Genomic DNA, 16,409 nt, shown 5'->3' on the forward strand with positions numbered 1-16,409 from the left:
TCTTCCGCTGCAAAACAATGATTCAGCCTATATCTTTTCCCCTTTCCCGGATACAGTCCCCATAAATGGTCCTACAATTTCATCGCCGGTTTCCGGCCCGTCATACATCGGAGACAAATTTAAAGAAAAAACAGCCTGAAAATCCACTGCATTTCCATCTTTCCTGAGTGCAAAGGTTGTTGCGTCACATACTAAACAGTCAATATTCCTCTCTCCCAGGAAGCAGCCCACATTTAAACCAGGATTTTCGTAACTGACTATTTCTCCTGTGCTGCCTTCAAACTGACAGGTTCCTGTTACACTGTAAGCAATTTCAAAGAGCTCTGTTCCATCTGATAATTTAGGCGTCCTTGCCAGGGCATAAAAATCATCTTTGTATGTCCGGATTATTATATCATTTTCTTTTTTCTCATCCTGATGCCATGTTTTCCATTGAATATACAGCAGTTCGTCTGATATAGCATCAGAAATGGTCTGATATTCCTGTTTCTCATATGCAGTTTTATACTGATCATAGAATTGTTCCGTTATATCATGCCCGTCTTTGTCAACCGCACGATACGTTCCTGATGGTGATCCAAAAAAGCTCGTACACACTTCAAGATACGTCCTCGATAACCCTATGGTATCTTTATTGCTCCCTTTTGAGCCTAATACAAGCACAACAGACGAAATAACTATGATCATTGCACAAACCACTGATAACCCGATTATTATTTTCTTCATCCTTCCCCCTCCTCATTCATATAACAAGCCATAAGCGACACTTCCGGTTATGGGATTCCCTTGCGTGTCTCCGGATTGTTCCATATACCGTCCTCAGCTTACAGCAAGAAAAAAGTTCCAGTGCCCCCGTACTTTTGCAGTATTATTGAACTATATAGGTCCCTTCGACTTTTGCCTCAGAAGTACTCTTATTTTCTATAAAGATCCTATAACCTTCCGTCTGATCCAATACAAATTTATGAGAAATATACCCGCTATCCTGAACATATCTTCTTGTTCCATCCGGTTCAACAATCCCGGCACTTACTGTTGTGTCTGACGGCTTAATAAACACTGTAATTGCGATACTTTTTCCAGAACCTACACGAAATGTTCCTGACCTATACATCGTTTTACCTGCTAAAGTCCAATTAAAAACAGTCGCCGCTCCCGTCCCACTTTCCGAGTCCATATCTACTACAGCAATCCCATCTTCAACACCAGAATCTGTATATTCTACATAGGAAACTTCAATGTTCTCCTCCTCAATATCAACTACCGTATTATCATAAAGCGTTTCATATTGCTCTACAAAATTTGCGGAAGCTGCATATACCATCCCTGAACTTGCAAATAACATAACCATACAAATTCCCATTGCAACTTTCAAAGATTTTCTCTTGTACAAATGATTTTTCCTCATATGCTCCATCCGTTCCGCCAGTTCACACTTATTTTCAACCAAACGTGATATAAAATAGGAATCGAGTTTATTTATATCTAATACAATTTTTGAAATGATAATAAAATATTTCTTTATTCCACCTACGATCTGACAGGATTTATCATCACACGAATATTCACTCCATCTTCGCAGCAAACCATGAAGCCACCATACTACCGGATTAAAAAACTGGGTAATCAGTATGATCGTCACCGCTCCCTTAAGCCACGTATCCCTCTGCTTATAATGAATCAATTCATGAATAAACATAACCCGCAGTTCTTCATCGGAATACTGTTCTACCGGCAAAACAACTTTCGGTCGAAGTATTCCTCCAAACTCAGAAATATGTACATAATAACTCTGGCTCAGTTCGATCTTTCCTTCCTTGATCCCGAGCTCCCTGCAAATTTCATTAAAAAGTGTTTGTTTGTAAAGATCGCATGGAAAACACGTTTGATACCTTCTATTGAGTTTTTTTAGTTCATAGACATACTTTCCCACCATTACACAGACACCCAAAAACCAAATGAAACAGAAAACCCGGCTAACCACCAGTATGAACGGTGTCAGCAACAGAATACTGCCTTCCTTTGATAATATATAACTGTCATAATATATAATCAAATATGCCAATGGAAACAAAAAGAGAAAAATAATCAGATATAATATCCGATAAAGAATATTGATATATCCTATCCTCTCCAAAAAGCGTCCAATCCAATACCAGGTTCCCAACAATATACTTCCGGTAATTGTAGTTAGTAACAACATTACCATGAAGTTAATCGTCCAGCTCATCCAAAATACTCCTTATTTTTTCAATATCTGCTTTTGACAGTTTTTGTGTACGTGTCAGTGTCATCATCAGCTCCGGGGCACTCCCTCCAAACCACAAGTCAGCTTCTTCATGAATTAATCTGTTTTTATATTCCTCTTCTGTCTTGAGTGCACGCACATAAGATAAATAACCTTTTCGGTACGATTCCGCAAATCCTTTTTCGGCTAATCTGGTTAAAAATGTCGCTATTGTAGTCCGTTTATAATCCTTATTGAATCGTACTCGCAATTGTTCCATTAATTCCGGAACAGATAAATCTTCCTCTGCATCCCAGACCACTTTCATAATTAACGCTTCGCAGCCGCTCAGCATTTTTTCTTCAGATTTCTTTTTATCACTCATAGCTCTCCTTTTACTACATTTGTACTTGTTCTCATTTTACTACGTTTGTAGAATTTTATCAACTGTTTTTGGGCAAAAAATCAGTTTTCAGATTTTTTAGATGTTACGTGCAAATTTAAATACCCATTTATCAAACAACACCGCAGCCCCGGATCACGCACATCGTGAGAATCCGAAAAGCTTCACCAGTTGACCTTCCAAAAGAAAAAGGGCAGTAGGTATTACCCTCTTCCGCGACGAAGAACTGCCATTGCCGGCTTGCTTACCTACTACCCGATATGTACTTCTAAAATGGTACTATCCATAATATGGACACCGTTCTTTTATACATTGCTCATTCCGATTTGAATATTCGCATCTCATATGCTCGTATTCCAAAGTCACTCCATAATGGTTATTTACATACTGGATGCAATTTTTTAATGCGATCACTGCATCTCTTTTACAGCAGCGCGGACCATTGATTCTACCAAGTTCTCCAATTGCATTTGACGTAAACTGCATATGATTTCCCCACGTTCCGTCTGCTGATAATGGACCGGTTCCGTCAATAATGGACAAGGCAGCTCCTAAAGATGTAATTGCACCGCAAACGCCCCATAAACCGCACATCGCTCCGGGCATACGGAGACCTTCCGCCATGAGTTTTTCAAGAGCTTCTTCGATATCTATTTCTCCTCCGGCATTCTTATATGCTACAAGCAGACTTGCACCATCCAGTATGTGATGTTCCGGCCCATGAATACTGATATATTCTTTCTGTGCAATATTCTTAAAAATGCGAACCGGATTTGTCCCTGTTTCCTGTATTATATCCTTTACTATTTGTTCAGCTTTTTCTTTTATCGTCATCTTTTTTCTCCTAAATATCTTGTGCAAAGCATCTCAAATATATCTTCCTGCATAATTTTATATACATAGATATATGTCAATATGAAATCGCCCTTTGCATATAACCTCTCACCGACGGCTTTCCAAGATAACAGCCGTATGTCTCTATTGCATCTGAATCGAAAAAGCCAGCCATCTGATCCGGTTTTAAAGCCAGTATTATTATTTAATAGAAATCAACAGTATATTTTTCATTGCTCATTTGCCACATATAAAACCCTGAATAAACAGTATCCAACTCGGGATGTGATTCTAAATATGAGAATCCCCATTCCTCCGCTTCTTCTAAGGTATCAAAGGCCATACCGCTGTTCCCATATTTTATTGCTTCTGTAGTCGTGGCCTGTGTGGATGCCGCAGTGGTCGGAGCTGCCGTCGGTGTCTGTGCCGGAGCTGCTGTCGCAGCATTGGTTCCTTCCGGTTTCGTACCGGCCCCTTCACTATTTGCAACTGTTGTCTCTGCTGCAACCGTTGCTTTAGTTCCACTCAGATGACCTGTTCCGGATTCTGTTTCCGGTCTCTTTCCTCCGCTTTCCTGCTCTGCAATGGCATTCTCTCCGGAGACGGAAGCGGCTTCTGCATCCGGATTCTCATGGACTTCTGCAGCTACAGACTCTTCCATGTCTCTTCTCACAGTTTCACTGTCTTCTGTCGATATATCAGTTTTGCCAGGAGCATGGAATCCTTTCCCCCGGAAATACAGACTGCAATCCGGTCACCCTCCTGTATCAGCCGGTACTCGTTCAATGCTTTCGTAAAAGGGCGCCAAACACTCTTTCGGAATTTTTTAATAATGCTTCTCTCAATCTCAATTGTCTTTTCTCTGCACTTTTCTTCCGATTCCTTCCTCATATATCTGGAAAGTGACAGTTTCAGATATGCCCGATATCCGCCGCTTACGTTAACAGCATCATATCCTTCCTCTTCCAGCTTTTCCGTATAAGCCTGGCTGCGTTCGCCGGTATGGCACAGGAGATAAACAGACTTTTCTTTCGAAAGCTCCCTTTTTCTTTCATCGAACTGTTCCATAGGAATATTGAAAGCGCCCGGGAAAGTGCCTCTCTTATACTGATCTTCCGGTCTGATGTCAACTATACAGCATGTTGACGGATCTACCGTTTCCAGTTCTTCAATTGTAATAGCTTTCATCGTTTCTCCAATTCTCTATCCATATAAGTCAGATCCTTCACTACCTCACCGGCTATAATAAGACCTGCCACAGATGGGACAAATGAATCGCTTCCCGGAATATCTCTGCGTTCCGTGCATTTATGTTTCGCACCCGGCGGGCAGATACAGTGAGTTCTGCAGCTAATGGACATATCTTCCAGCGGTCTGGTGGGTTTCTCTTCAGAATAAACAACCTTCAATTGCTTCACACCACGTTTTTTCAGTTCTCTTCTCATCACCTTCGCCAGAGGGCACATTATTCTGTCCGTAAAAAAGACAGCAACGGATGCTGATAGCAACATCCTTGCCGTCTTTACTTTTCTGTAAGGCTTTCCGGGCCTCCTAAAAATCTCATCTCATTTCACCAGGCTACAGTGTCATCTCGTGTCCATAAGCTTCTGCAATATTTATTTTCCTGTTTTTCATGAATAAGCCAAAAAAGGCCCGAAAATCTTTGTGGGAGCCATAAATACAGCATCCAAAAGACTTTTCGGGCCTTCATAAATTATATTTCATAAAATTTGAAAACAGAAGATTACATCATCTGCTTTGCAACTTTTTGCAATTACCTTTTTAATACATAGATTATGTTTTTTTGTTGTGCCAAACAATTTGAGTAGTATGTAAACCTTCTCAAATCATCCTTTCTTTAAATTATACTTATATTTTGTATCTTGTGCAAGCTTTTTTTACAATTTTAAACATTCAAAAAATCTTTATATTGCTCCACCGCCTTTCTTATTGTATCATCTGTGACATGGGTGTATGTGACTGTTGTGCTGTAATTCTCATGCCCCATCAGATCCTGAACCAATTTAGGGGGCATATTTTTTTCAAAGCACCTGGTAGCAAAGGTATGCCGCAGCGCATGTGGATGAACATTTTCAAAAGTTATCGGATCATCCAGAGCTCGTTCGTAAAGAAGATACTGACGGATATCATCTGAAATGTGCCTCAATTCCTTCTCCGCTATATGTCTTCCTACTGGGGATCCCAGTCTAGTGACAAAAACGAGATTTCCAAATTCATCATTTTCTCTCCACAGATAGCCCTTTTCTTTTTTTTGTTTTTCTGCCTTTTTTCTCTGGCTTTTTAGAATCGCCTCTGTTTCTCCAAAAAACGGGATTCTTCTCTTCGAGTTTTCTGTTTTGGGTGACATAATCTTATACTCAGATTTTCCCGTTTCATGGTTTCTCATATAACTGAGGCTTCTCTGTACATGAATGATTTTGGAATTAAAATCGATATCTTCCCACCGTAAAGCACCGATCTCGCCGATTCGCATTCCGGTCACAAGCATAAATTGGTACATTTCTTTATACCAGTTTTGTGTCCTTTCCAGATAGTCCAAAAACAATTTCTGTTCTTTCTGAGTCAATACCCTTCTTTCTGCAGTTTTGCCTTTCATAACGGTTACTCCCATAGTCGGATTATTGGTGATCATACCATTACCCACGGCTGCATCAAAACACTGTCTGGTTATTCCAAGACCGGTACGAATATACCTTGATGATCTCCCTTGATCAAACAGATCAGCGATCGCAGCCTGAATATCCATCTGAATCACATCAGACAAGTATTTCATTCCTATGTACTTGCCAAACGTATTGATAAACGTCCGCTTATAGGATCCATCCTTTCCATGCTTCAGATTCGGAGCCTTATAGGTATTGAACCACTCCTCATACCATTCATTCACGGTGACAATACTTCCCCGCCTGACTGGGAGCAGCTGCCTGACTTTCACTTCATTCACCAGCACCGGCAGCTTCTTTTTTAACTCCTTCAGATTAAATCCATAGATGGCTATGGTTTCTCCGTCTACCATGGCACGCGCCATATAACGCCCATCACGCCGTTGTGAAAAACCTTTCCCAAGTTCTTTTCCCTTAAGATCCTTTCCCATTTGTCAGTATCCTTTCAAAATAATTACTCAGCCTGACATTTCCGGCACTTTTGAGGTATTCCTGTATTCAGTTGTCTCTATCATACTAAAAAAAACCGATTCTGCAAATATCAATTAAGCCGTCAAATGTCCAGGCCGTATTTTGCCGCTTTTTTCAGATAATCATCCAAGAGTTCTTTATGAACCATGACCTTCCGGCCGATCCGTACAACAAACCTATAATTTGGATTCCGTGTCAATTCCCGGCCCTTCGTTCTACCAATCTTAAGATAAGCCAGAAATTCCTCAAAAGTCATAAGCGGCGATTCATATTTTTGATCCCGGGAAGGATCAGTTTCCTTCCCGGGAACAGTTTCATAACTCATTAATCATTCTCTCCACTTTATTACATTTTTGATACTTATTTGAATGGGTATAGATATACCCGGCCAGTTCCCCCGGATTCATCTGCTGCTTGAATTGCAAATGATAGTCAGGATATTTCGTTTTTCTGGAGGCTGAAGAATAAAACAAATTCGAGTGGAAAAGCATGACCTGTATCTTTTGTTTATCCGGCAAATACTGATATTCTATGATCCACCGTTCCAGGCCGTTCTGAATGTAGGTTCCATAATCACGATCCTGATAACTGATATGATATCCCTTAAGATATCCATAGAACTCTTTACAATATTCCCGGATTGCCTGATCCGCCCGCATTATGGCATAATCCTTGATGCCGCCTTAATTAAATGGAAGACCGTCGTCGTCCACATTATCCGGAACATTCATAAACCCATCATCGTCCGGATTAGAAACAGGCTTGTCCATTTCAGCATTTTTCTTTTCAACAAATTCCTGTTCTTCCACTACCACATCTGTAGTATAGACCTTCTGACCTTCTCTATTGGTGTAGCTTCCGGTTTGGATTCTTCCGGAAATCGCAATTTTCATTCCCTGCCGTAAATACTTTTCAGCGAACTCGGCGCTTCTTCCGAAGGCTACACATCCAATGAAATCTGCCGTCTGGTCGTTTCCGTTTCCGCCGCTTCTGGAAAAACGCCGGTCAACAGCCAGCGTATATCTGGCAACAGCCGTTGCTTTTTCACCCTGAGAATAACGGACATCGGGATCTCTTGTTAATCTACCCATTAAAATCACTTTATTCATAATCCTGCTCCTTCCTCCTGATTTGCAGTACCTTGCATCATACCTGGCGGCGGCGCCGGATCAACATCCACGCTACCACTCCAGCTGACACGATCATAGAAAGGACCAGGTAAATGATCGGTGCTGCATCTCCAGTGAATACGGATGATATGGAGTTCGAGAACAGCAGCGTCACGGTTTTATCGTTGTCCTCAGTCGTGGTCCCTCTCCAGTCTCCGGTAAGCTTGATATTATTAACCAGCTCTTCACTAGCTTTGGTTCCCTCCTTAACCGTTACAAAATATACCGGTTTAACCTCTCCGATTTTAAAACCTTCAGGAACTGTACCAAATTCGTACCGGAATGCGGTCACCTGTTCTCCGGATGCCAGGGAAAGATTTGTAAAGGACAATACCTGATCCTTTCCGGAATCCAGATCGGCAGCCAGAACATGCCATTCTTCAGAGGCATTTGTCCTATAAGCAACCGTATAAGTCAGATCATGGCTGAATGTACCCGTATGCAATTCCTTCATAATCACCTGGCTGGGCAAGAAATCTGTACAGGTAAAGTTCTCGAGTTCCGTATTAGAGGCATTGGTAATATCGGTAATGGTATATTTATAAGTATCTCCGGCCTGCGTCCGACGGATCGTTTCTTTCCCAACCTCCAACTTAATCACAGCCAATTCATCCTCGATAGCTACCGTTTGCACCTCGCCTGTATCAGCCACTGTAAATTCCACGTCAGAAGCCGTCAAATAGCCCTCTGGAGCCTCTTTTTCGTGTAATACATAAGTTTCTCCAGCGATCAATTTTTCGATCATTTTCGGGTCATTTTCGCTGATCCATTCCCGTACTACAACGCCGTCCTTGTCGATGATCTGCAGGGTTGCTCCTGGAATCTGCTTTTTATCAGACACATCCAGTTTCGATACTTCGACCTTTGTAGTATCATCTTTCATTTCGATCTTTTGGATCTCACTGGTGTCGTCTATTGTGAACTCAATGGATTCTGCAGTGGAATATCCATCTGCAGGAATTGTTTCTGTCAGAGTGTATTTTTTTCCAACAACCAGATTGGTAATACTATGCGGCGTTTCTTCCGATACCCATTCGTCAACCTTGTTTCCATCTTCATCAGTCACCGTCAGGGTAGCTCCGGGCAGCTCCTCACCAGTCGTAAGATCGGTTTTGGAAATCTCGATCCGGGTGATATCATCTTTCATTTCGATCTTCTGAATCTCACTGGTGTCGGCTATTGTGAACTCAATGGATTCTGCAGTGGAATATCCATCTGCAGGAATTGTTTCTGTCAGAGTGTATTTTTTTCCAACAACCAGATTGGTAATGCTATGCGGTGTCTCTTCCGATACCCATTCGTCAACCTTGTTTCCATCTTCATCAGTCACCGTCAGGGTAGCTCCGGGCAGCCTCTCACCGGTCGTAAGATCGGTTTTGGAAATCTCGATCCGGGTGATATCATCTTTCATTTCGATCTTCTGAATCTCACTGGTGTCGGCTATTGTGAACTCAATGGATTCTGCAGTGGAATATCCATCTGCAGGAATTGTTTCTGTCAGAGTGTATTTTTTTCCAACAACCAGATTGGTAATGCTATGCGGCGTCTCTTCCGATACCCATTCGTCAACCTTGTTTCCATCTTCATCAGTCACCGTCAGGGTAGCTCCGGGCAACTCCTCACCAGTCGTAAGATCGGTTTTGGAAATCTCGATCCGGGTGATATCATCTTTCATTTCGATCTTCTGAACCGTTCCTGTATTAGCCACAGTAAACTTGATCGAAGAAGCACTAGAATATCCGGCTGCAGGAATTGTTTCCGTCAAAGTATAAGTCTTGCCGACAGTAAGTTTTTCAATCCGATGCGGAGTAGTTCCAGATACCCATTCGTCAACCTTGTTTCCGTTTTCGTCGGTCACCGTCAGGGTAGCTCCAGGCAGCTCCTCACCAGTTGCAAGATCCTTTTTGGAAATTTCGATTCGGGTGATATCATCCTTCATTACAACCGGCTGTGCATTTTTCGCAGCCGTAAATGTGATGCTCTGTGCAGTCACATATCCAGGTGCCGGTATAGTTTCTGTAAGGGTATATTTTTCATCCACAATCAGACCGTTGATGCTATGCGGCGTGCTCCCGGATACCCATTCGTCTATTATTTTCCCGGAAGAATCTGTAACTTTCAGTGTTGCTCCCGGCAGCTCCGCGCCGGTCGTAAGATCCTGCTTGGAAAACTGAACGGAAGTTGTTGCCGGAGTGACAGAAATATTAAGGGCTGCATACACTGGATCGTAGTAACCACAAGTCATTAAATCTTGCAGTGTATCATCTGTAAAAACAAAATTTGTTCCCTCAATCCCAGCCGGAAGCGGTTTTTTTAATCGGACAAATGCTGTTCCAGCTGATGTTCCCGTAGCTGTAATAATAAGCTGATTTCCGTTTTGTGAAACCTGGATTGGGCCGCCGGTTGCAGCCACCGTCATGTCTTTTAAGACACCATTAGTATCTGTTACAGTGATACTTTCACCAGCCTTAACTGTTTTGGTTGTTCCATTAAAGCTCGGTTTTGTAAGATATGTATTTACTTTGGAATAAACCGAATTGTAATAATTCTGCATTGTTGCCCGGTCAGGAATGTTTGGTGTTATCATATACATTTCACCAGTTTCCCCATTCCGACTTACAATTTCAGTCCAGATCATAGATTGGCCAACAGCCCATCCATCATTACCCCAGCCAGAATTCATGCTAAAATATGCAATCAAGGATAATTTGTTTGCAAAATCTGTATCACCGAAATAAGATGATAGAGACGTTCTGGAATTATGGGCTCCAGATACCGCATTTGCATGGGGTTCTACACAAAACAGATATCCTCCAGAAAGAGAATCCATATAGATCCCGCCCACTGGATTTGTCTGAATGTGTCCATCTGTGTGGTGGATCTTCCAGCCGGTCTGTCCTGTATAAGTGACATTGGCTGTCTCCCCATATGCCTGTGATACCATTCCTGTCATTATGCTCATTACTGCGATTAGACAGGCCAAAATGAATCCCGTAAATCTTTTTTGTTTCATTTTCTCCTCCTATCCGGAAGGAAAACGCAATCTAATAGAAATCGACCGTCCATTGACCATTTTCCATGGTCCATGCCCTGTATCCATTTATTGAAAAATCTCCTTCATAGGCTTTTTCAATAACATAGTTGTCAGCCCATGCATCCGCTTCAGCTAGGGTATCAAAAGCCATCCCGCTATTCCCATAGGTCAATTTGGGTGGCTCTGTCGGGGCCGCTGTCGTAGGCGCTTGAGTCGGGGCCACTGTTGTAGGGGCCTGAGTGGGTGCTGCCGTGGTCGGAGCTGCCGTCGGGGCCTGTGTCGGAGCTGCTGTCGTAGCTTTGGTTCCTTCTGGTTTCGCACCGGCTCCTTCGTTCTTTGCAGCTGTTGTCTTTGCTGCAGCCGTTGTTTTGCTTCCGCTCTGCGGACCTGTGCCGGCTTCTGTTTCCGGTTTCTTTTCTCCGCTTTCCTCTTCCGCAACGGCGTCCTCTCCGGAGACAGAAGCGACTTCTGTCTCCCGGTTCTTAAGGGCTTCTGCAACCGCAGACTCTGCCATGCTTCTTCTCACAGACTCAATGTCTTCAGTCGATATTCTATCTTCTCCGGTTTCCATCATGGATTCCGGTTCTGTCTTCCCTTCCAGGGTTGTCTCTGCTTCTGCAGCCGCAGAAACAGATTCCTTTATATTTCCACTTTTATTTCCACAGCCGCTTAATATACTCATGGCTGTTAATAAGATACCCATTGCACATGCAATATTCTTTCTCATATCGTTCTCCCTTTCTTTCTGTATATTCGAGGGTCCCCCGGGGACCTTTCTGTTATAGGCTTCAAGTGGTGCACGGATGAGAATTGCATATGCGCTTCTTTCCTTCCATGCTTTCACTCTTTATCCAGAGTTATATAATCCCATTATCCGTCCTCCTTTCCTACATTTCAACTCTTATTTTTTACTCCCATTTCTGCTTCGATTTCTGTAAAAAATACACCATAGGGACTGACAATCCTTGCCTGACGGATTTTGCTTTTCAGAATCCCTTTGGATGGTTTTAACAAAATGGATTCTTTACTGACTATCGGTATCGTTGTGAAATCTGTCGGTATTTTAAATTCCCAGACCCCATTCTTTTTCTTTGCATAGATATGGCCCATGTGAATCGGCTTTTTGTTTCCACGCACATATAGTTCAACCGTATTCTTCCGGCGTCGGAAGAAGAAAAAGACGAAAAAAGCACCAATCAATACTGCCCCGGTTGCACCGCCTACAATTACCGCCGGTAGAACTGACGGTTCTTGTACGATTGATGCCTCAGTTCCCACCAATTCATAGGTGCATCTTGCAACAACCTCTTTTAATACTTTCTCTGTCTTTGTTCCGGCATATGTGGCCGTTGCTGTCCATTCCACAGGATTTTCTTCTTCATACTCTATATTCGTCGCATATCTGCATCTGGCTGCATACTCTGTAGGAACCCCAGACTCCGTAGCTTTCGTTACACTGTATTCTACAGATATAAGATCCAAGGTCTTCCCATCTTTTGTGATCTGTTTCGTCAGTCGTTCAATATCATTGTCCGGCAGAGTATAAGTCACATATTCTTCCAGGATATCCGTTCCCGTGATGGTTTCGCTTCTGCTCACCGTCACTGTCACACTGGCCTCATCCAATTTGTATTCTATGCCATCCCGGGTTATCGTTCGGGGAACCTGAGAAATATCATCCGATTCCAATACCGTTTCTTCCGTGAGGGTGACTTCTTCCGATTTGTCCTCATATATTTCCTCATATTCGGTATCAATATATTGATATATTTTCCCGTCAGTTCTTATCCGATCCGGAAAATCCGGTAGTCTGTCTTTGGTTTCTGCACGATACTCCTTTATTAAATCTGATCCTGCAGCTCCCGTTTCCTCTTGCTGTTTCATACACGATCTCCTCCTTTTTATTTGTTTAAGATAACATGGCAGAATTCCTTCCAGCATACTGATTCTTTATGTTTTTCAATTCCATTCCATTTTTTACTTCATCCATATCATTCGCAAACATAGATTTCCTCTACCTCAGGGTCACCCGGGGATCTTCATTAAAAGGCCGCTGTAAGTGCCCGAAAAAATGTATCTCTTAAATAACTGTTACAAAGCACAGTCAGTCCGATACTGGCCAACACAAATACGATTGCGATAAATAAAACTTTGACGCCGATCCGTAAGGCTGCACCGAAAAGTTCCAAAAACCTTGCACCCGCCGGGATCTTTGTTACCACTATTTTTTCTTCATCTGCTCCCAGCTCTTCTGATATCCGCTCGATTTCGTCTTTTTCCTTCTGTTCCTGCAGATATTTCATATACAAAACCGGTGCCTTATGCTTTTTCCTCATTTTTTTCATCATCCTTTGTTCCATTTAAACAGGCCTTTCTTTTTCTTCTCTGGCTCAATCACCTTCGGCAGATAATTTTTAAAAATCTCATCAACATCTGGGAAAGAACCTTCATAGAATGGATCCTGTGTATAAGGCAGGAAATGAACCCGATCTATTCCGGCCATTCCCTCCCGGATCCCTTTTTCGTTTTCCGGTGACACAAAGTTAAAGCAGAAATGCAAAGAATCCAAAGTCCCCTGAATGTGAAACGTATCATTTACTTTTGCAAGCTCCCAGGGCCTTGATCCGCATATGAGGAGCTTTATTTCTGATTTGTGATAGGTCACCAGATCGCAGGAATTATATTTGCCAAAATCTGCAATTACAAAATTGTAGCTTTTTGCAATAATCTCCGCCAGATGGGCGGCATGTCCACTGTCCGGCTGCGGATCCGGAGCCGGGTAATAGTCCACTCCATTCAGATTGAAATACCGTCCATCAATCAGAGGTTCATCGAAGCTTGATCGTACTGCCTCAAACGCTGCGGAGTTATTGCACTCCACTACCGCCACCAAAAACCCCCGTTTACGCAATGTGTTGGCAAGGGTAATACAGTGATGAGTTGTTCCAATCCGCTCCTGGGATCCGGCCATCCCGACCATGACCTTATTCACAACCCGGCGGATCTCCTGTCGGAGAACCGGTTTGTCCTTTTTGGCATCCTTAAATACGGATGCAGCCTTAAAGCTCTTTCCTGTCGTGATGCAAACAGCCAACTCATTTCTGATAACTGCAAAATCATCACTTTGTACGATATTCCAGATCCCCAGATGGAAGCATCTGGTTAAAAGCTCATCTCCAGGATACCGGTTGGCTGCCAGAATGATGATCCGTATCTTATCATTCAAAGTCCTGAGTGCTTCAAGGGCAGATATGATATCGTCATCCGGATCCCTGCAGGCTGACAGGTCAATCACAATGCTGTCCACATTGTTTAATTTGGTTATAGCACTGGTCTTGACAAATTTGAGTAGGTAAATATCATCTCCGATCTCAACCCCTGATACGACCGCATTTTCTTCTTTTAATACAGACTGTATTGTCTGCAGATATACCTCGCTGCATATGTAATACGTCACCATGATTGTCTCTCCCTACTGTTTCAGTCAACCTCTGGCACCGGATCCTGAACTCGTTCTATATCAGCCTCTGGTGTCGATGCTGTAAGTTCCTGATCGGCCAGCTGGTTAATGATCCCAGCCAAATACTTTCCCTGTTCTTCAGAATAAGATTGGTCTTCCAGCTGCTTCAACATTCCTTCCACGATACATGCTTCCCCCGTCATGGCAGCATAATCCTTGATATCCTTGATAAGCTGATCGGTCGGCTGATATCCATTGCTTCGTAGATCCTTTTCAATAGCAGCCGTCTGGATCCGGTCCATGTATGCTTCATAATTTTTCATCAGCCGTTCGCTTGATCGGTCCGCTTCCCTGCAGGCCCGGAATAAAGCGTTGGGATCGTCAGTCAGCATCTGGATCCATGATTTGATATAAGCACTGTTATTCTGCAGGCCCTCCGGTACTGTAACTCCAAGATCTGCCTGGACAAATACAGCCGAAAACTCTGCCACCAGCTCTTCCCTGGCATAGTTTTCTATGCTCCTATCATCTGACAGGCGGTTAAGTCTCGATGGATGGCCGGTGGAATGTGCCATTTCATGGATGCCGGTTGCCAGAAATTCTCCGGTTGTCTCAAAATATTTTTCCTTTGGCAGATAGATTTTGTCTTCACTGGGACGATAAAAGGCTTCATCTCCATCCGTATATTCGATTTCCACCTCAGCTGACTTCATAAAGTCATAAGACAACTGTTTAAGCTCTTCGTTGGTATGTTCGTAGGTTTTTCTTTGCAATTCTGGTATACCAGAGATCTGTTCTGCGTTAAATACATAAAATAAATTAACCTTTGGAGAATCCAGTTTTTTTATCTCATAATGGATCTCACCTGTTTTTTCATCCTGTACTTTCTTCCGCTCTTCAAAGATCCACTTTTCCAGACGGATCCCTTTCTCTCCCTTTTTCACACTCCAGCCTTTACTCTTTGCGTGATTAAAGGTCATCCACCGGTTATCCGTATATCCCTTAAGATAACTCTGGATCATTAACCGGATTACATTTCCCGCCTTATAATAAGTCCCCGAAACTGGATTATACGGACGGTTTACTCCGGCAGTGGACCATCCCCGCTTCCAGGTAAGGCCCTCGGTTTCCATAAGAGATACGACCTGATCCACCAGTGCTTTCCGGTCATGATTCAGTTCTTCGTAAACACTCATCATCCACCTCCGACAGATCTATGGTTATATCAATGTCTTCTTCAGATAGCTCCAGATCCTCTTCCACACATCCATATTGTTTGATCCATTCTTCCTTCGTCATTCGTCCGCTCCTTTGATTATATTTTTTTCCATGCCTCTTAAAACAAGCACTTCAGCTACTCGACAACGGGAAGTATTTGCCTGATTTGCCAGCTCCTCAATTATTTTTACTTCTTCCAGAGGGAAATAAACAATATGCTTTGCCGCTCCCTTAAGAGCCCTTCGCCTATTTCGGGCTTCTTCTATGATCTCCGGATTCGTTGTGATTTTGTCGAAATCCCGGAATGCCAAAAATCTTAAATACGTGGGGAATTGCATGACCCGTTCAAAACTGTCCACATAATTGTTTTCCAATCTTTTCGATTCTTCCAGAGAAAACGTCAGCCTTATTTGCTTATAATTCATTCTTTGTTCTCCTTTTTCGGAGTCCTTCGGGGACTTTCCTTCTTTAATATCGTTCAGGGTCACCCGGTGACCCTGCAGCACCCGGCTGCCTGTTTATTCAGTTCTTTCTGTAATTTTAAATTCGCACTCATCTTTCAGCATGTTGTACCTAGCTATATAATTTTCATCCTTTCCGGCCAAATACAAGGTGATCGAATTCCCCGCCACTTGTTTGGATGCAATCAACACACTATCTTCTACAATACCCTGGCTTTTAAGCCAGCCTTCAAACTGTGTCAGAAATTCCTTGACCTTCGTATCCTCAATGGGAAGATTCTCAAGGACCTCTTCATTTTCAATCTGCAGATTGAGTACCTGAGATTCCTCTGTTTTGTTTCTGTTAGCAAAGAACTCCCGAAATTGGAACACCAAACCAACAGCCGTAAGCAGCAGACAAACCGCAATAATTAAAATTTTCATTCCTTTCCGGTCCATTACCTTCTCC

Annotated in this window: 19 protein-coding genes and 1 pseudogene; all 20 read right to left on the reverse strand. The window is 42.7% G+C overall.

The genetic code is table 11. From position 1 onward, the window contains the following. Positions 1–27: 27 nt before the first annotated feature. The 20 genes and pseudogenes from QJ036_RS05280 to QJ036_RS05375 all read right to left on the reverse strand — a co-directional run bounded on the left by QJ036_RS05280 (position 28) and on the right by QJ036_RS05375 (position 16,399). A complete protein-coding gene (locus QJ036_RS05280) occupies positions 28–726 on the reverse strand; it encodes a hypothetical protein (RefSeq protein ID WP_283230397.1) in 699 nt (232 codons plus the stop codon). Positions 727–868: 142 nt separating this feature from the next. After that, positions 869–2,230 carry a M56 family metallopeptidase gene (locus QJ036_RS05285; RefSeq protein ID WP_283230398.1) on the reverse strand — a complete coding sequence of 454 codons (1,362 nt, stop codon included), beginning with the start codon at positions 2,228–2,230 and terminating at the stop codon, positions 869–871. Further along, a complete protein-coding gene (locus tag QJ036_RS05290; protein WP_283230399.1) occupies positions 2,214–2,612 on the reverse strand; it encodes a BlaI/MecI/CopY family transcriptional regulator in 399 nt (132 codons plus the stop codon). Before QJ036_RS05290 ends, QJ036_RS05285 begins: the two co-directional genes overlap by 17 nt. Before the next feature lie 297 nt (positions 2,613–2,909). Next, positions 2,910–3,464 (reverse strand): DUF5714 domain-containing protein, encoded by a 555-nt coding sequence (locus QJ036_RS05295; protein WP_283230400.1) that lies wholly within the window; start codon positions 3,462–3,464, stop codon positions 2,910–2,912. A gap of 205 nt (positions 3,465–3,669) precedes the next feature. Then, on the reverse strand, positions 3,670–4,137 hold the full coding sequence (locus tag QJ036_RS05300; protein WP_283230401.1) for a hypothetical protein: 468 nt from the start codon (positions 4,135–4,137) through the stop codon (positions 3,670–3,672). After that, positions 4,134–4,652 (reverse strand): rhodanese-like domain-containing protein, encoded by a 519-nt coding sequence (locus QJ036_RS05305; RefSeq protein WP_283230402.1) that lies wholly within the window; start codon positions 4,650–4,652, stop codon positions 4,134–4,136. The genes QJ036_RS05300 and QJ036_RS05305 overlap by 4 nt, the downstream gene beginning before the upstream one ends. After that, positions 4,649–4,930, reverse strand: a pseudogene (locus QJ036_RS05310) (tRNA threonylcarbamoyladenosine dehydratase); the annotation flags it as partial. The gene QJ036_RS05305 and the pseudogene QJ036_RS05310, both read right to left, overlap by 4 nt. 440 nt (positions 4,931–5,370) lie before the next feature. Further along, complete coding sequence (locus QJ036_RS05315; protein WP_283230403.1) at positions 5,371–6,579, reverse strand: site-specific integrase; 1,209 nt, start codon at positions 6,577–6,579, stop codon at positions 5,371–5,373. Positions 6,580–6,701: 122 nt separating this feature from the next. Next, entirely contained in the window at positions 6,702–6,944 is a 243-nt protein-coding gene (locus QJ036_RS05320; RefSeq protein ID WP_283230404.1) for a MerR family transcriptional regulator, read from the reverse strand. Continuing rightward, positions 6,934–7,278: a hypothetical protein gene (locus tag QJ036_RS05325; RefSeq protein ID WP_283230405.1), complete on the reverse strand. Its 345-nt coding sequence runs from the start codon at positions 7,276–7,278 to the stop codon at positions 6,934–6,936. Before QJ036_RS05325 ends, QJ036_RS05320 begins: the two co-directional genes overlap by 11 nt. A 24-nt stretch (positions 7,279–7,302) precedes the next feature. Continuing rightward, complete coding sequence (locus QJ036_RS05330; protein WP_283230406.1) at positions 7,303–7,728, reverse strand: single-stranded DNA-binding protein; 426 nt, start codon at positions 7,726–7,728, stop codon at positions 7,303–7,305. A gap of 37 nt (positions 7,729–7,765) precedes the next feature. Beyond that, a complete protein-coding gene (locus QJ036_RS05335; protein ID WP_283230407.1) occupies positions 7,766–10,618 on the reverse strand; it encodes a SpaA isopeptide-forming pilin-related protein in 2,853 nt (950 codons plus the stop codon). 214 nt (positions 10,619–10,832) lie between these two features. Then, positions 10,833–11,549, reverse strand: coding sequence for a hypothetical protein (locus QJ036_RS05340; RefSeq protein ID WP_283230408.1), 717 nt, complete (start codon positions 11,547–11,549; stop codon positions 10,833–10,835). A 167-nt stretch (positions 11,550–11,716) separates the two neighbouring features. Further along, positions 11,717–12,706 (reverse strand): hypothetical protein, encoded by a 990-nt coding sequence (locus QJ036_RS05345; protein WP_283230409.1) that lies wholly within the window; start codon positions 12,704–12,706, stop codon positions 11,717–11,719. Positions 12,707–12,864: 158 nt separating this feature from the next. Beyond that, the gene (locus tag QJ036_RS05350) at positions 12,865–13,158 is read right to left on the reverse strand and encodes a hypothetical protein (RefSeq protein WP_283230410.1); all 294 of its coding nucleotides are present in this window, start codon (positions 13,156–13,158) and stop codon (positions 12,865–12,867) included. Positions 13,159–13,166: 8 nt separating this feature from the next. Next, positions 13,167–14,282, reverse strand: coding sequence for a hypothetical protein (locus tag QJ036_RS05355; protein ID WP_283230411.1), 1,116 nt, complete (start codon positions 14,280–14,282; stop codon positions 13,167–13,169). 20 nt (positions 14,283–14,302) lie between these two features. Next, a complete protein-coding gene (locus QJ036_RS05360) occupies positions 14,303–15,478 on the reverse strand; it encodes an ArdC family protein (protein ID WP_283230412.1) in 1,176 nt (391 codons plus the stop codon). Then, on the reverse strand, positions 15,450–15,581 hold the full coding sequence (locus tag QJ036_RS05365) for a hypothetical protein (RefSeq protein WP_283230413.1): 132 nt from the start codon (positions 15,579–15,581) through the stop codon (positions 15,450–15,452). The genes QJ036_RS05360 and QJ036_RS05365 overlap by 29 nt, the downstream gene beginning before the upstream one ends. Beyond that, entirely contained in the window at positions 15,578–15,988 is a 411-nt protein-coding gene (locus QJ036_RS05370) for a hypothetical protein (RefSeq protein ID WP_283230414.1), read from the reverse strand. Before QJ036_RS05370 ends, QJ036_RS05365 begins: the two co-directional genes overlap by 4 nt. Before the next feature lie 30 nt (positions 15,989–16,018). After that, complete coding sequence (locus tag QJ036_RS05375; protein ID WP_283230415.1) at positions 16,019–16,399, reverse strand: hypothetical protein; 381 nt, start codon at positions 16,397–16,399, stop codon at positions 16,019–16,021. Positions 16,400–16,409: the final 10 nt, after the last annotated feature.

The organism is Fusibacillus kribbianus, assembly GCF_030053595.1.
Lineage (GTDB): Bacteria > Bacillota > Clostridia > Lachnospirales > Lachnospiraceae > Lientehia > Lientehia kribbiana.

Coding starts and splice junctions, on each gene's coding strand:
- QJ036_RS05280 (WP_283230397.1), bottom strand. CDS start 726: ATGAAGAAAATAATAATCGGGTTATCAGTGGTTTGTGCAATGATCATA.
- QJ036_RS05285 (WP_283230398.1), bottom strand. CDS start 2,230: ATGAGCTGGACGATTAACTTCATGGTAATGTTGTTACTAACTACAATT.
- QJ036_RS05290 (WP_283230399.1), bottom strand. CDS start 2,612: ATGAGTGATAAAAAGAAATCTGAAGAAAAAATGCTGAGCGGCTGCGAA.
- QJ036_RS05295 (WP_283230400.1), bottom strand. CDS start 3,464: ATGACGATAAAAGAAAAAGCTGAACAAATAGTAAAGGATATAATACAG.
- QJ036_RS05305 (WP_283230402.1), bottom strand. CDS start 4,652: ATGAAAGCTATTACAATTGAAGAACTGGAAACGGTAGATCCGTCAACA.
- QJ036_RS05315 (WP_283230403.1), bottom strand. CDS start 6,579: ATGGGAAAGGATCTTAAGGGAAAAGAACTTGGGAAAGGTTTTTCACAA.
- QJ036_RS05320 (WP_283230404.1), bottom strand. CDS start 6,944: ATGAGTTATGAAACTGTTCCCGGGAAGGAAACTGATCCTTCCCGGGAT.
- QJ036_RS05325 (WP_283230405.1), bottom strand. CDS start 7,278: ATGCGGGCGGATCAGGCAATCCGGGAATATTGTAAAGAGTTCTATGGA.
- QJ036_RS05330 (WP_283230406.1), bottom strand. CDS start 7,728: ATGAATAAAGTGATTTTAATGGGTAGATTAACAAGAGATCCCGATGTC.
- QJ036_RS05335 (WP_283230407.1), bottom strand. CDS start 10,618: ATGGATTCTCTTTCTGGAGGATATCTGTTTTGTGTAGAACCCCATGCA.
- QJ036_RS05340 (WP_283230408.1), bottom strand. CDS start 11,549: ATGAGAAAGAATATTGCATGTGCAATGGGTATCTTATTAACAGCCATG.
- QJ036_RS05345 (WP_283230409.1), bottom strand. CDS start 12,706: ATGAAACAGCAAGAGGAAACGGGAGCTGCAGGATCAGATTTAATAAAG.
- QJ036_RS05350 (WP_283230410.1), bottom strand. CDS start 13,158: ATGAGGAAAAAGCATAAGGCACCGGTTTTGTATATGAAATATCTGCAG.
- QJ036_RS05355 (WP_283230411.1), bottom strand. CDS start 14,282: ATGGTGACGTATTACATATGCAGCGAGGTATATCTGCAGACAATACAG.
- QJ036_RS05360 (WP_283230412.1), bottom strand. CDS start 15,478: ATGAGTGTTTACGAAGAACTGAATCATGACCGGAAAGCACTGGTGGAT.
- QJ036_RS05365 (WP_283230413.1), bottom strand. CDS start 15,581: ATGACGAAGGAAGAATGGATCAAACAATATGGATGTGTGGAAGAGGAT.
- QJ036_RS05375 (WP_283230415.1), bottom strand. CDS start 16,399: ATGGACCGGAAAGGAATGAAAATTTTAATTATTGCGGTTTGTCTGCTG.